Raw genomic sequence first — 13,699 nt, forward strand, 5'->3', positions numbered from 1 at the left:
CGTCCACGGGCGGGTCACGTGGATTTGTGACGCTGGTAATAGCGGGCCACGCGGACCCGGTTGCCGCACAGGTCCGGTGAGCACCAGCGGCGGCGCGGGTGGGCCGGGAGGAAGAGCATCCGGCAGTCCGGCGCCTCGCAGCCTCGCACCTTGCCCACGTTCGGGTCGGTGAGCAGGGCCAGGGCGGCCTCGGCCAGCTCCGTCAGCAGGCGGGTCAGCGGCGTGCCGTCCCGCCGGCTGCCGCGCGCGAGCACGGCGCCCCGCGCCTCCATGCACGGGTACGCCGGCGCGCCCCGCAAAGCCTCGTTGAGCGCGGCCACCGATCCGGGCGGCGGCGGGGTCGCCTGCCGCACCGCCTCCAGCGTGGCCGCCACATGCCCCCGCAGGTCACGCACCGCGGCCAGGTCCGGCGGCCCGAGACGGGCCCCGGGCGCCGTGAGCCGGCCGGACTGCCGCTCCAGCCACGCGTGGAAGTCGTCCACCTCGTCCAGGGCGTCGTAGTCGGCCCCCGAGGGCAGGCGGGCACGCGTGTTCACCAGATCCAGCGCCAGCGGCTCACCCGTCAGTAACTCCATGGCCTAATGCTACATGCGTGGATTGACACATTAGGTAGAACTCGCGCTATAACTAATGCCTCCTCATCGAAAAGAGGCATGTGACATGGACATTCCGCAGGTCCGGCATGGGTTCGTGGACGTCGGCGGCGTACAGGTCTTCTACCGGGAGGCCGGGCCCGCCGACGGCGAGCCGGTGTTGCTGCTGCACGGATTCCCGTCGGCGTCGCACCAGTACCGGCGGCTCATGGACGCGCTGGGCGGCGGCCGGCACCGGCTGATCGCGCCCGACTACCCCGGGTTCGGGCACACGCGGGCACCCGAGGGCTTCTCCTACTCCTTCGAGCGGCTCGCCGACGTCATGGAGGGGTTCGTGGAGCAGGCCGGGCTCGCGCCCTTCGTGCTGTACGCCTTCGACTTCGGCGGGCCGGTCGGGTTCCGGCTGGCCACGCGGCACCCGGAGTGGATCTCGGCGCTGATCGTGCAGAACGCCAACGCCTACGACGAGGGGCTGTCGGAGCTCGCCAGAAGGACGATCCACGCTCCGGCCGAGGAACTAAGCGGGCTGTTCACCCTGCCCGCCACGCGCGCCCAGTACGAGGACGGCACCACAGACCCCTCGCTGGTCTCACCGACGGATGGACGCTCGACCAGCACTTCCTGGACCTGCCCGGGCGGAAGGAGGCACAGCTCGCCCTGGCGCTGGACTACCGGAGCAACGTGCGGCTCTATCCCGCCTGGCAGGCATGGCTGCGCCGGCACCGGCCGCCCACGCTGGTGCTCTGGGGACGGGGCGATGCGATCTTCCTCGAGCCGGGCGCCCACGCCTACCGGCGGGACGTGCCCGAGGCGGAGGTGCGCGTGTTCGACGCGGGACACTTCGCGCTGGAGGAGAAGCTGCCCGAGATCGCCCCTGCCATCGAGGCCTTCCTCAACCGCCCGACCACGTGACGAAAGCCCCACGGTTACCCGTGGGGCCCGACGAGCGTGAGCGAGGATCCGGCATCCTTCGCCGGGTCCTCGGCCACGTCAACCGAAACGGCTATCGGCGACCGGACGTACGGCCGTCGTCGTCGTCTCCGGTCCCATAGTCATCGGCGTAATCGGCATAGCGATCCGCCAGCTCATCATTGAGGTCGTCGGCGTCGTCATTGCGGCTGGAGTCTCCGACCCCGAGTTCGTCGCGAAGACGGTCAAGATCCGTGCCACCGCTGTTGTACTTCAGCTGGCGAGCAACCTTGACCTGCTTGGCCTTTGCTCGGCCGCGCCCCATTGGCTCGACCCCCTCGTGTGGGGTCGTCCCCGACCCCTCGTCGCTAACGCACCACACACTGACGCCGCCTGACTTTGGGCGTCAGCCTATCGTTCGCCTATTACCGTACCTGTTTTGTGCCCAGCTCGGTACGTCGTATGGGCGCGGGGCGTCAGTGGCCTAGCCAAATGCCCCGAATACGCCCGACTTCCGACATTCTGCGCTCGGCCAGCCTATCCGCTGCGACCGCGGGAGGAACGCCCTCGTCGGCCGCGATCCCGAAGATCTTCAGAGTCGTGTCATAGATCTGGGTCGCCTTCGACCTGGCACGATCCATGTCGAAGCCCTCGATCTCGTCCGCGACCTGGATCACGCCTCCGGAATTGACGACATAGTCGGGCGCGTACAGGATCCCCCGCTCGGCGAGTTGCTTCTCGACGCCGGGGTGGGCGAGCTGGTTGTTCGCCGCGCCGCAGACGATCTTCGCCCGGAGCCCGGCCACCGTGACGTCGTCGAGTGCGCCGCCGAGCGCGCAGGGCGCGAAGACGTCGATGTCGGACGTCATCAGGGCTCGCGCGTCGGCCACCACGTCGACCTCGGGACGGCGCAGCCGCACCCGCTCCACCGCCTTGGGGTTCACGTCGCAGATCACCACCTCGGCGCCGTCCTCGCGCAGGAGCTCGACCAGGCGGTGACCCACCTTGCCGACCCCTTCGACGCCGACCCGCCTGCCGTGCAGCGACGGCGTGCCGTACACCCGCTCGGCCGAGGCCCGCATGCCCTGGAACACGCCGAACGCCGTGAGGATCGAGGAGTCACCCGCGCCGCCGTGGAAGAGCGAGCGGCCGGTCACGAAGCGCGACTCGCGGGCGATGACGTCCATGTCCTCGCTGTAGGTGCCCACGTCGCAGGCGGTGATGTAGCGCCCGCCGAGCGACTGGACGAATCTGCCGTAGGCGCGCAGCAGCGCCTCGCTCTTGTCGCGGGCCGGGTCGCCGATGATGACGGCCTTGCCCCCGCCGTGGTCGAGGCCGGCCAGCGCGTTCTTGTAGGCCATGCCCTTGGCCAGGTTGAGCACGTCGGCCAGGGCCGCCTGCTCGCTCTCGTACGGATAGAACCTCGTGCCTCCCAGGGCCGGGCCCAGCGCCGTGTTGTGGATGGCGATGATGGCTCGAAGGCCGCTCTGCTCGTCAGCGCAGAAAACGACCTGCTCGTGGGCGTCTTTGTGGGACGCTCCGAAGACGTCGGTCACGGTAGTGACTCCCTGTCCGGTCCGCCGCTCCGTCGCGGGCGGAGATCACCTCACAGAGTAGTAAGCCACAACGATGCACGCAGGTTCGCTTCGTGACACGATGCCTCCGTGCTGCCCTATGCCGCCTACCTCCGTGTCTATGAGCCACTGACCGCGTTCGCCGAGTCCGAGCGCAAGGTGTGGGCCGACTATGCCGACTCGCGTGATCGCCCTCGGCGCGCGAACGCGCTCAATGCGGAGCATGGCGAGTCCGTCATGCGCCTGCTCGGCATGCCCCCTCAACCCGTTCCCGCCCAGGAGAGCCCCAACGCCTATCTACGGCGTGTTGAGGATCGCCTGTACGTGTGTCCTTGGCAGACCCGTTTGCGTTCGTGGCTGGCGTTCTCACGGCTTCGTGGCACCACACCTGTGAAACTGATGGACCATCTCGTGCCCAAGACGATCGCCGACCAGACGGCCGACGACTTCGACCGGTACAAGCGGAAGGCCGGTTCGGCCGCGTTGCGCACGCACATTCGCACCACGGCGTGGCATGTGCCGCCATCGTGGTTCGTGCCGTTTGATGGAAACGAGCGCTGGCTGGTGCTCGGCTCCGCGAACCCGGGACAGGACGTGACCACCACTACGGGGCGTAATCTGATCTACGTCACCTCCATGGCACAGGCCAGGAGGCGGGCGGCCCGCGCGCTCAACGTGCTGCGCCGCCACTTGGGCGACGTCTCGGCCAACTTCGACGTGGAGGACATCGCCAGGTGGCTGGAGGAGTTCCACCCGCACTCGCTGGTGGAGCTCGACTACGGCGGGCTCGTGCACCTCATGGACGACGACGCGCTGCAGGCCGACCAGTCCGTCGCCGAGCTCTCGGCGGCCCTGACGGGCCTGGACACGGGTCAAGAAGAACTTGCCTACGCCATGTACCAGAGGGTCATCCTGCGGTGGAAGTCAATGCAACTGCTGGAATCTGCCAACTGAACCCCAATACGGCCGTCTGACCTGCATGAGTAGGTCACGTCTCGCGGCTGCTCTCTTCTGCGAACTGAGTAGTTTGCCGTTTTCACTGCGATACCACGAACCGTGTCGCTAGAATCACCGAGCGTGACATCGCCACGGGGGCGGGCAGTTGGGTCAAAGAAGGGCTCGCCAATCGCTCTGCGTGGCGGTATGGTCACATCGGGTGATGCCGCATATGGCTCAGAAAAGCCGCACGCTCTGCGCCATAGGGGGACATCCGTGACACGCGCAAAGGCAGTCACAGGATCGCTAAGCCGGTCCACACGGAGGAGAGGCCGCACAAATGTCAGCTCGTACACCCGAGGCCGAGCCACTGCTCACGCCCGCTGAGGTCGCGACCATGTTCAGGGTCGACCCCAAGACCGTTACGCGGTGGGCCAAGGCGGGCAAGTTGACGTCGATTCGTACCCTCGGCGGTCATCGGCGTTACCGGGAGACCGAGGTTCGCGCACTGCTCGCGGGGATTCCGCAGCAGCGTTCCGAGTAGCTGGAGGGTCGTCACGGACCTCAGGGGGGTTTGAAGGGGTGGACCAGGCCGTCAGTGGGCCGGGTCCACCGCTGTGACGACTTGACGTCGCACGGGAAGTTGGCGCCGCCCGCCCGGCGCCACTCTTCCCACCGCTTCCGTCGCCGTGCCGGCTCTTCCGGCGCTACGCCAGCTGATCGAGCAGCCTGGCGACGTCGCCGTCGTGGGCGGCGGCGACACCGAGCAGCGCGACCATGTGCTCGACCAGCAGCTTCTCGAGGGTCGGGCGCTCGATGTCGCGATGTTCCAGCCAGTCGAGGCCGGCGGTCTCGACGGAGGCGATCCACGACCGCAGAGTCGTGCGAAGCACCGGGCTCGGCTCTTCGACGCCCATTTGCTTCTGGATGAGGCGGAACAACCGTCGGCGCACGCCGTCGACGATCTCGCCCACCTCACCGGTCCTGTTGGCCGGGCCGCCGCGCAGCAGCGCGGCGAAGCCGGCGGCGTGCTCCTCGACGAAGTCGAAGTAGCGCTTGAGCCCGGAGGCCAGCTCGTCGAGCGGCCGGCCGCCCTCGTGCGGGCGCAGCCGGGACTCCAGCTGATCCGCCGCGCTCCTCAGCGCGGCCACGTAGAGCTCCTGCTTGCCGCCGAAGTAGTGATAGACCAGGGCCCGCGAAGCTCCCGCCGCCGAGGCCACGTCGTCGATCGAGACGTCTTCCGCGTCGCGGGTGCTGAACAGCTCCAGCGCCGCCGCCATGAGCTCTTCCCGACGCCGGTCCACGCTGAGCCTGCGCCGTGCCGGCCGTGCCGTCTCGGCTGACTTCCCGGGTGTCACACCTGCACATTATCCGACGCCGTGCCCAATAGCTGACGTGCGACTGTGCAGTCAATATCCGCCTTTGGGGACGGAGGTTAAGCCAATCCGTAACGAAGGCCGTACCCTGCGGCTAACTCGATCGTTTGGTCAGACAGGTGCCCATATCCGCATCGCGGGGGAGACACATGTCAGGACCGCCCGTCAACACTTCGACCATCGCTGAGCTCAGAGAGGTAGACGCACTGCCTCGGCCCAGACCGACCATCCGTAACGTCGCCGAACGAGCCGGCGTGTCCAAATCGCTGGTCTCTCTCGTGCTGCGCGGATCCCCGCACGTGAGCGAGCACCGGCGCCAGGCCGTGCTGCAGGCCGCCCGCGAGCTCGGCTACCGGCCGAACGCGGTCGCGCGGAGCCTGGTGGAAGGCCGTACGCATCTGGTCGGCGCGCTCGTGGCCGACCTGCACAACCCGTTCTACGCCGAGTTCCTCGACGGTCTGCAGGAGAGCCTGCACGGCGACGGCCTGCGCATGCTGATCGGGAACAGCCAATGGGACCCCGCGTTCGAGGACGAGGCCGTGGAGGCCTTCCTCGAGCTCAGGGTCGACGGGCTGGTCCTGCTCGGCATCGCTCCGACCAGCGAGACGCTGATCGAGGCCACCGCCTACACCCCGACCGTCGTCGTAGGGGAACGTGACATCGAGCTCGACGGCGTCGACATCGTGGTCGACGACGACCAGCTCGGCGCCCGCCTGGCCATCGACCACCTGGTCGAACACGGCCACAAGCGGATCGCGCACATCGAGGGCCGGCGGTCGTCGCGCTGCGAGGGTTATCTCGTGGCGATGCGCAGGCACTCGCTGGCGCCGTACATCATGGTCGAGGCCGCGGACTCGACCGAGGACGGCGGCAGGGAGGCGGCGATCGCGCTGCTGAGCCGCGACCCCAGGCCCACGGCGATCTTCGCCGCCAATGACGTGGTCGCGCTCGGCGTGCTCTCCGCCGCCAGCGAGCTGGGCCTGCGCGTCCCCGAAGACCTCTCGGTGGTGGGCTACGACAACACGCACCTGTCGGCCTCCCGCCAGATCTCGCTCACCTCGGTCGACCAGCCTCGCCGGACCATGGGCAGGTCGGCGGCCGCGCTGCTGAGCGACCGGATCGGAGATCCGGCCAAGGGCGCGCGCCTGCGGGAGGTGCGTCCTGAGCTGATCGTGCGACGAAGCACGGGTCCGGTCTAAGAGCCGGTTAAAGCTGGGTCAAGCCGTGTGGAGGCGCGGCCGCACGGCGGTTTACTCGTCAGGGTCATGCTAATTGTGGCCGGATTCGGTCCGGTCACGATCTGATCCAGGGGGAACAGTCATGCGTGATCCGGAACTGGTGTCCTGCGCCCAGCGCGCGGCCGCCGAACTCGAACGCGCCTGGGGACACTGGCGGGCGGGCAGGGGGCGGGGCACCGATGGCGGCGCGGAGTCGGTCGCCAGCTATGTCGCCCACTCGCTCGACCATCCGTGGGGCCGCCCCCGCGTCGTTCTCGGCCTCGACGCCGAGGACGCGCGGGAGCTGGCCGCCCTGCTCGAACGGCAGGAGGTCGGCGAACACGTCTGGTGAGGACGTACGGTTGGCGCCCTGCGCCACGCTTGGCATAAGACGGGCTTGAGCTCCTGGTTTGCCGTAAGTTGGACGGCATGCGTGCTCTACCAGCCACAGTCCTCGCCGTTTGCGGCCTGATCGCCTCCGCGTGTGGCGGCACCGGCTCCGGTGGCGCCGCGGCAGGTCAGGCCGCCCCCGCGACCGCGGCGGGGCAGGCTTCTCCCTCCTCCGCCACCGCGAAGGGGGCGCCGCCGGCGGCCAAGCCGCTCGACGGCAAGGTCATCGTCATCGATCCCGGCCACAACGGCGCCAACTACCGCAACCCGAAGGTGATCAACCGCCAGGTCGACGTGCTGACCCAGAAGAAGGCCTGCGACACGACCGGTACCTCCACGAACAGCGGCTACAGCGAGGCCGCCTTCACGTGGGACGTCTCGAACCGGATGGTCAGGATCCTCGAACGCCGGGGCGCCACGGTCAAGCTGACCAGGACCAGCAACAACGGCGTGGGCCCGTGCATCACCGAGCGGGCCGCGATCGGCAACGAGGCCAAGGCGGACGCGGCGATCTCCGTGCACGCCGACGGCTCCGCGCCGGGCAACCACGGCTTCCACGTCATCATGCCCAAGAAGATCAACGGGCCGGTGGACAAGGTGGTGGGCGCCTCCAGCGAGCTCGGGATCGCCGTGCGCGACGCGTACCGGAAGGGCACGGGGATCGCCTACTCCACCTACATCGGCCGCAAGGCGCTCGACTACCGCAACGACCTCGGCGGGCTCAACCTGTCCACGGTGCCGAAGGTCTTCATCGAGACCGGCAACATGCGCAACGCCGGTGACGCGGCCAAGCTGCAGAGCCCGGCGTTCCGGCAGAAGATCGCCCTGGCGCTGGCGAACGGATTGCAGCACTATCTCGAAGCATGATTCCTCGTCCAGAGCTGCTCGCTGATCTTTCCGCTTCCTACGTGCTGACCTCGGGCGCGACGGTGTCCGGCGACCTGGTCGACGCCGTACGCCCGGCGCTTCCCGGGCTCGACCTCCGTCCCGGCGACTCGGGCGAGATCGACGTCCGGCGGGATCCGGGGCTGGGCGAGGAGGCGTACCGGCTGGCTGTGGGGTCGCGGGGCGTGGAGATCGTGGCCGGCGGGCGGGCGGGGGCGTTCTACGCGGCGCAGTCGCTGCACCAGTTGCTGCCCGACGCCTCCTACCGGTTCTCCGAGGCCACGTCGTGGCCCGTGCCGGGGGTGCGGATCGAGGACGCGCCGCGGTTCGCCTGGCGGGGGCTGCACCTGGACGTGGCGCGGCACTTCTTCCCCAAGCGGGAGATCCTCCGCCTGATCGACCTGATGGCGATGCACAAGCTCAACCGGCTGCACCTGCACCTGGTGGACGACCAGGGGTGGCGGGTGGAGAGCCGGGCCTACCCGCTGCTGCACGAGGTGTCCTCGCACCGGCCGCGGACGGCGACCAACTACTACCGCGAGCCGGACGCGTACGACGACGTCCCGCACGGCGGCTACTACACGCTCGACGACCTGGCCGAGATGGGCGCGTACGCCCGCTCCCGCTGCGTCACGATCGTCCCCGAGATCGACGTGCCGGGGCACGCGTCGGCGATCCTGGCGGCCTACCCGGCGTTCGGGGCCACCGGGGAGCGGCACGACGTGCTCGACCGCTGGGGCATCTCCCCCGCGATCCTGTCGCCGCTGCCGCCGACCGTGGAGTTCCTGACCACGATCTTCGACGAGCTGATCGGCGCCCTGGGCGAGGCCCCGTACGTGCACATCGGCGGCGACGAGGTCGTGCTCGACCACTGGGCGGCCTCGGCGGAGATCGGCGCCTACCGCGCGTCGCTCGGGCTGGAGACGGCCAACGACCTGCAGGCGTGGTTCCTGCGGCGGCTGGCGGACGCGCTGGCCGAGCGGGGCGCGCGGGCCGTGGTGTGGGACGAGGCGTTCGTCAGCGGCGGGCTGCGGCAGGACACGATCGTCATGCCGTGGCGCGGCATGGGCGTGGGCCGGCGGGCGGCCGCCGCCGGGCACGACGTGGTGGCGACGCCGGTGTTCCCGCTGTACTTCGACTACGCCGAGGCCTCCTCCCCCGACGAGCCGATGGCCATCGGGGACGCGATCACGGTGGCGGACGTGGCGGCGTTCGAGCCGGCGCCGGGCGACTGGACGGAGGCGGAGCGGGCGCGCGTCATGGGCGTGCAGGCGCAGCTCTGGACCGAGCGGGTGCCGGACGCGCGCACGGTGGACTACCGCCTGTGGCCCCGGGCCTGCGCGCTGGCGGAGGTGGCCTGGGCGGGCCCCGGCCCGTCGGGGTTCGACGACCGGCTGGCGGGGCACCTCGGGCGGCTGGACGCCATCGGCGTCGAATATCGTCCCCAGGCGGGGCCGCACCCCTGGCAGCGGCGGCGGCCGCACCGGCCCAGCGGGGTACGGGTCGTGGACGTGATGGCCCGCATCGACGAGATGACGCACGACGCCGAGTCGACCCGGCCCAGCATGTGACGCCTAGAAGGCCGGGCGGTCGTTGAGTATGCGCTGGAACAGGTGGTGGTCCTGCCAGCGGCCGTCGATCTCGAGGTAGTGCCGGGCGGTGCCGTACCGTTCGAAGCCGCACTTGAGCAGGACGCTCTGGGAGGCCACGTTGTCGACCAGGGTGCTCGCCGCGATCCGGTGCAGGCCCAGCTCCTGGTCGGCCAGCCGGCACACCTCCTGCGTGCCCCTGGTGGCCAGGCCGCGGCCGGTGTAGCCGGCGTCCGTCCAGTAGCCGAGGTCGGCGCTGAGCCACGGGCCCCGGACGATGTTGCTGAGCGTCATGCGGCCCACGACGCGGTCGCCGTCGGCGAGCACCCACGCCACCGCCTGGCCCGCGGCCTGCTGCGCGAGCAGGCTCTTGAGGCGTTCGGCCTGGCCCGGCAGGGTGTAGAACTCCTCGGGCCGGCGGGGCTCCCAGCGCTTGAGGTGGTCGCGGTTGCGGAGGTAGGCGGCGAGCAGGGGCTCCGCGTCGTGCTCGGTCGCCGGGCGGAGTGTGACGTCGCCCGCGAGCACCACTTGTTCGATCATTCGTCCCACGATAGGAGATGGTTCGGGCGTCACGCCGTGCGGCCGATGGCCTCCGTGATGGACTTGAGGCCGTGGCGGCGTACGCGGCGCTGGAGTTGCCGGTGGATGCGCGCGGCCCAGAAGGGGCCGCCGTAGATCCAGCCCGTGTAGCCCTGGACCAGGGTCGCGCCCGCGAGGATGCGCTCCCAGACGTCGTCCACGTCCTCCACCCCGCCCGCCGACACCAGCGTGAGGCGGTCGCCGACCTTGGCGCGCAGGCGCCGCAGGACCTCCAGGGAGCGGCCCTTGAGTGGCCGGCCCGACAGGCCGCCGGTCTCGCCGCCGTGCCTGATCGTGGTGTTGGTGGCGATGATGCCGTCGAGGCCCAGCTCCATGGCCAGCTCGGCGACCGCGTCCACGTCCTCGTCGGCCAGGTCGGGGGCGATCTTGACCAGCAGCGGGGTGCGGCGGGGCGTGGCGTCGGCCACCTCCTTGACCGCGGTGAGCAGCGGGCGCAGCAGCGAGACCGCCTGCAGGTTGCGCAGCCCGGGCGTGTTGGGCGAGCTGACGTTGACCACCAGGTAGTCGGCCAGCGGGGCCAGGGCCTTGGCGCTGGCCACGTAGTCGGCCGCGGCCTCGGCCTCCGGGATCACCTTGGTCTTGCCGATGTTCACCCCGACCACGACCGGCACGCCGCGCGGGCGGCGCAACCGGCGGGCGGCGGCGAGCGCGCCGGAGTTGTTGAAGCCCATCCGGTTGATCACCGCCCGCTCCCGCACCAGCCGGAACAGGCGGGGGCGCGGGTTGCCCGGCTGGCCGTGGGCGGTGATGGTGCCGACCTCGACGTGGCTGAAGCCGAGCGCGGCGACGGCCTCCGCGCAGGCGGCGTCCTTGTCGAAGCCGGCGGCCAGCCCGAGCGGCCCGGGGAAGTGCACGCCGAACGCGGTCACCCGCAGGGCCGGGTCGCGCGGCGCGAGCACCCGGTGCAGCAGCCGCTTGAGCAGCGGCAGCCGGGCGAGGAGCGCCAGGGCGCTCACGGTGAGTCGGTGCACGGCCTCGGCGTCGAAACGCCGCAAGACCTGCGAGAACACGAGGTGATACATCACGGGTCAGGCTACCAAGCCGGCCTCGTGGGCGATGATCGCGGCCTGCACGCGGTTGCGTACGTCGAGGCGGGTGAGGATGGCGCTCACGTACGCCTTCACGGTGCCCTCCACGATGTGCAGCTCGCGGGCGATCTCCGCGTTGGACATCCCGGCGCCGACCAGGGCGAGGACCTCCCGCTCGCGCTCGGTGAGCGCCTCGATGCGGTCGCGGGCCACCGCGCCCCTGGCCATCCGGCCACCCGCCAGCTGGCTGATGACGCGCTGGGCGACCTTGGGCGACAGGTACGCCGCGCCGTCGGCCACCGCGTGGATCCCGGCGATGAGCTCGCGCGGGTCGCCCGACTTGAGCAGGAACCCGCTGGCCCCGACGTCGAGCGCCTTGGCGATGTAGTCGTCCTCGCCGAACGTGGTCAGCATCACCACGGCCGTGCCCGGCGCGACCCTGCGCATCTCGGCCGCGGCGGCCAGCCCGTCGAGCCTGGGCATGCGGATGTCCAGGAGCGCGACGTCGGGGCGGTGGCTGATGGCCAGGTCCACCGCCTGCCTGCCGTCGCCCGCCTCGGCCACGACGTCCAGCTCGGGGTCGGACTGGAGGATCGCCCGGACCCCCGCCCTGATCATGGCCTCGTCGTCGGCCAGGAGTATGCGGATCACGCCCTCTATATTGGCCGACCTAGTATGGGTCGGCATGGCTCAGGTGAAGGTTTACGGGCGCAGGGACGTGTGGGCGGGGCGGCAGCGGGAGGTCTCCGACCTGCTCCAGTCGTGCCTGGTGAGCGCGTGGGGATTGCCCGAGGAGAAGCGGTTCCACCGGTTCCTGTTGCTGGAGGCCGACGACTTCGTCTGCCCGCAGCGGAGCGAGCGCTATCTGATCATCGAGGTGGTCTGCTTCACGGGCCGCAGCGACGACGCCAAGCGGGCGCTGATCCGGGAGATCTACGAGAAGTCGGGGTACGACCCCGAGGACGTGGAGATCACGATCATTGAGATGCCCAAGGTCAACTGGGGAATCCGCGGTGTTCCCGCTGATGAGCTCAGTCTGTCGTACAAGGTGGAGGTCTGAGTTCAGGGGCGGCCACGGCCGGACGGTATGGTCCGACTCATGAGCACTCACTATGACGTCGTCGTTCTCGGCGCGGGTCCAGGAGGATATACGGCCGCGGTCCGCGCCGCCCAGCTCGGACTGCGCACCGCGGTCGTCGAGGAGAAGTACTGGGGTGGCGTCTGCCTCAACGTGGGCTGCATCCCGTCCAAGGCGCTGCTGCGCAACGCGGAGCTCGCCCACATCTTCACCAGCGAGGCCAAGACCTTCGGCATCAGCGGCGAGGTCACCTTCGACTACGGCGCGGCCTTCCAGCGCAGCCGCAAGGTGGCCGACGGGCGGGTCAAGGGCGTTCACTACCTGATGAAGAAGAACGCCATCACCGAGTACGACGGCCGGGGCACGTTCCTGGACGCCAACACGATCCAGGTGAACGGCGAGACGATCACCTTCTCCAACTGCATCATCGCCGCCGGGGCCGGCACCAGGCTGATCCCGGGCACGCAGTTGTCGGAGCGGGTCGTGACGTACGAGGAGCAGATCCTCACCGAGGAGCTGCCGGGCAGCATCATCATCGCGGGCGCCGGCGCCATCGGCGTGGAGTTCGCGTACGTGCTGCACAACTACGGCGTCAAGGTGACGATCGTGGAGTTCCTCGACCGGGTCGTGCCGCTGGAGGACGAGGAGGTGTCGGCCGAGCTGGCCAAGCGTTACAAGCGGCTCGGCATCGAGGTGCTGACCTCGACCCGCGTGGACGGCATCGAGGACACCGGCTCCTCCGTCAAGGTCACCGTCACCCGCGGCGACCAGACGCAGGTGCTCGAGGCGGACAAGGTGCTGCAGGCCATCGGGTTCCAGCCGCGCGTCGAGGGCTACGGGCTGGAGAAGACCGGCGTGGCGCTGACCGACCGGGGCGCGATCGCGGTGGACGGGCGGCTGCGTACGAACGTGCCGCACATCTTCGCCATCGGCGACGTCACCGCCAAGCTGATGCTGGCGCACGCCGCGGAGTCCATGGGCATCATCGCCGCCGAGACGATCGCCGGCGCGGAGACCATGGAGCTCGACTACGTGATGATCCCGCGGGCGACCTACTGCCAGCCGCAGGTGGCCAGCTTCGGCCACACCGAGGCGCAGGCCCGGGACCTGGGCTATGACGTGAAGGTGGCGAAGTTCCCGTTCACGGCCAACGGCAAGGCGCACGGGCTGGGCGACAGCGCCGGCTTCGTCAAGATCATCAGCGACAACACGCACGGCGAGCTGCTCGGAGCGCACCTCATCGGGCCCGAGGTGACCGAGCTGCTGCCCGAGCTGACCCTGGCGCAGCAGTGGGACCTGACCGTGCACGAGGTCGCGCGCAACGTGCACGCGCACCCGACCCTCGGCGAGGCGGTCAAGGAGGCCATCCACGGGCTGGCCGGCCACATGATCAACATGTGAGAGCTTTTTTCCGGTTTCAGTGATCGGTACGGCTGGGCCGTACCGATCACATTTGCACTCTCTTATCCCATTGAGTAAGTGGGGGTGGGGGTGTTCACGGGGTCGACGTGGCAGTCTGGGCTG

The 13,699-nt window shown here is 69.7% G+C and carries 16 protein-coding genes and 1 pseudogene; 10 read left to right on the forward strand and 7 right to left on the reverse strand.

The window, feature by feature from the left end; all coding sequences use genetic code 11:
- Positions 1-14: 14 nt before the first annotated feature.
- On the reverse strand, positions 15-575 hold the full coding sequence (locus tag AB0J69_RS31555; RefSeq protein ID WP_364124494.1) for a CGNR zinc finger domain-containing protein: 561 nt from the start codon (positions 573-575) through the stop codon (positions 15-17).
- Positions 576-801: 226 nt separating this feature from the next.
- Here AB0J69_RS31555 and AB0J69_RS31560 point away from each other — a divergent pair.
- Positions 802-1,179, forward strand: a pseudogene (locus AB0J69_RS31560) (alpha/beta fold hydrolase); the annotation flags it as partial.
- 95 nt (positions 1,180-1,274) lie between these two features.
- On the forward strand, positions 1,275-1,505 hold the full coding sequence (locus AB0J69_RS31565) for an alpha/beta fold hydrolase (protein WP_364124861.1): 231 nt from the start codon (positions 1,275-1,277) through the stop codon (positions 1,503-1,505).
- A gap of 91 nt (positions 1,506-1,596) precedes the next feature.
- Here the strand turns inward: AB0J69_RS31565 and AB0J69_RS31570 are convergent, their stop codons facing one another.
- Together AB0J69_RS31570 and AB0J69_RS31575 are read right to left on the reverse strand one after the other, a co-directional pair.
- Positions 1,597-1,827 carry a DUF3073 domain-containing protein gene (locus tag AB0J69_RS31570; RefSeq protein ID WP_364124497.1) on the reverse strand — a complete coding sequence of 77 codons (231 nt, stop codon included), beginning with the start codon at positions 1,825-1,827 and terminating at the stop codon, positions 1,597-1,599.
- A 151-nt stretch (positions 1,828-1,978) separates the two neighbouring features.
- Positions 1,979-3,058, reverse strand: coding sequence for a Glu/Leu/Phe/Val dehydrogenase dimerization domain-containing protein (locus AB0J69_RS31575; protein WP_364124500.1), 1,080 nt, complete (start codon positions 3,056-3,058; stop codon positions 1,979-1,981).
- A gap of 108 nt (positions 3,059-3,166) precedes the next feature.
- Here AB0J69_RS31575 and AB0J69_RS31580 point away from each other — a divergent pair, with 108 nt between their 5' ends.
- Positions 3,167-4,030, forward strand: a complete 864-nt coding sequence (locus AB0J69_RS31580) for a hypothetical protein (RefSeq protein WP_364124503.1) — start codon at positions 3,167-3,169, stop codon at positions 4,028-4,030.
- A 322-nt stretch (positions 4,031-4,352) separates the two neighbouring features.
- On the forward strand, positions 4,353-4,556 hold the full coding sequence (gene bldC, locus AB0J69_RS31585; protein WP_013133571.1) for a developmental transcriptional regulator BldC: 204 nt from the start codon (positions 4,353-4,355) through the stop codon (positions 4,554-4,556).
- 163 nt (positions 4,557-4,719) lie between these two features.
- On the opposite strand, the gene AB0J69_RS31590 is transcribed toward bldC, so the two are convergent.
- Entirely contained in the window at positions 4,720-5,370 is a 651-nt protein-coding gene (locus tag AB0J69_RS31590) for a TetR/AcrR family transcriptional regulator (protein ID WP_364124506.1), read from the reverse strand.
- 245 nt (positions 5,371-5,615) lie between these two features.
- On the opposite strand from AB0J69_RS31590, the gene AB0J69_RS31595 reads away from it, so the two are divergent.
- The 4 genes from AB0J69_RS31595 to AB0J69_RS31610 all read left to right on the forward strand — a co-directional run bounded on the left by AB0J69_RS31595 (position 5,616) and on the right by AB0J69_RS31610 (position 9,451).
- Positions 5,616-6,587 (forward strand): LacI family DNA-binding transcriptional regulator, encoded by a 972-nt coding sequence (locus tag AB0J69_RS31595; RefSeq protein WP_364124855.1) that lies wholly within the window; start codon positions 5,616-5,618, stop codon positions 6,585-6,587.
- Positions 6,588-6,708: 121 nt separating this feature from the next.
- Positions 6,709-6,957 carry a hypothetical protein gene (locus tag AB0J69_RS31600; protein ID WP_364124509.1) on the forward strand — a complete coding sequence of 83 codons (249 nt, stop codon included), beginning with the start codon at positions 6,709-6,711 and terminating at the stop codon, positions 6,955-6,957.
- A 77-nt stretch (positions 6,958-7,034) separates the two neighbouring features.
- A complete protein-coding gene (locus tag AB0J69_RS31605; protein WP_364124511.1) occupies positions 7,035-7,862 on the forward strand; it encodes an N-acetylmuramoyl-L-alanine amidase in 828 nt (275 codons plus the stop codon).
- Positions 7,859-9,451, forward strand: a complete 1,593-nt coding sequence (locus tag AB0J69_RS31610; protein ID WP_364124514.1) for a beta-N-acetylhexosaminidase — start codon at positions 7,859-7,861, stop codon at positions 9,449-9,451. Before AB0J69_RS31605 ends, AB0J69_RS31610 begins: the two co-directional genes overlap by 4 nt.
- A gap of 3 nt (positions 9,452-9,454) precedes the next feature.
- Here the strand turns inward: AB0J69_RS31610 and AB0J69_RS31615 are convergent, their stop codons facing one another.
- The 3 genes from AB0J69_RS31615 to AB0J69_RS31625 are packed head-to-tail and all read right to left on the reverse strand — an operon-like array spanning position 9,455 to position 11,748.
- Positions 9,455-10,009, reverse strand: coding sequence for a GNAT family N-acetyltransferase (locus AB0J69_RS31615; RefSeq protein WP_364124516.1), 555 nt, complete (start codon positions 10,007-10,009; stop codon positions 9,455-9,457).
- A 29-nt stretch (positions 10,010-10,038) separates the two neighbouring features.
- Complete coding sequence (locus AB0J69_RS31620; RefSeq protein ID WP_364124519.1) at positions 10,039-11,091, reverse strand: quinone-dependent dihydroorotate dehydrogenase; 1,053 nt, start codon at positions 11,089-11,091, stop codon at positions 10,039-10,041.
- 6 nt (positions 11,092-11,097) lie between these two features.
- Positions 11,098-11,748 (reverse strand): response regulator transcription factor, encoded by a 651-nt coding sequence (locus tag AB0J69_RS31625; protein ID WP_364124522.1) that lies wholly within the window; start codon positions 11,746-11,748, stop codon positions 11,098-11,100.
- A gap of 34 nt (positions 11,749-11,782) precedes the next feature.
- On the opposite strand from AB0J69_RS31625, the gene AB0J69_RS31630 reads away from it, so the two are divergent.
- Both AB0J69_RS31630 and lpdA read left to right on the forward strand, forming a co-directional pair.
- The gene (locus AB0J69_RS31630) at positions 11,783-12,157 is read left to right on the forward strand and encodes a tautomerase family protein (protein ID WP_364124525.1); all 375 of its coding nucleotides are present in this window, start codon (positions 11,783-11,785) and stop codon (positions 12,155-12,157) included.
- A gap of 39 nt (positions 12,158-12,196) precedes the next feature.
- Entirely contained in the window at positions 12,197-13,576 is a 1,380-nt protein-coding gene (gene lpdA, locus AB0J69_RS31635; protein WP_364124528.1) for a dihydrolipoyl dehydrogenase, read from the forward strand.
- The last annotated feature ends 123 nt before the right edge of the window (positions 13,577-13,699 follow it).

The sequence above is a fragment of the Nonomuraea sp. NPDC049709 genome, from assembly GCF_040674815.1.
In the GTDB taxonomy this organism is placed as follows: domain Bacteria; phylum Actinomycetota; class Actinomycetes; order Streptosporangiales; family Streptosporangiaceae; genus Nonomuraea.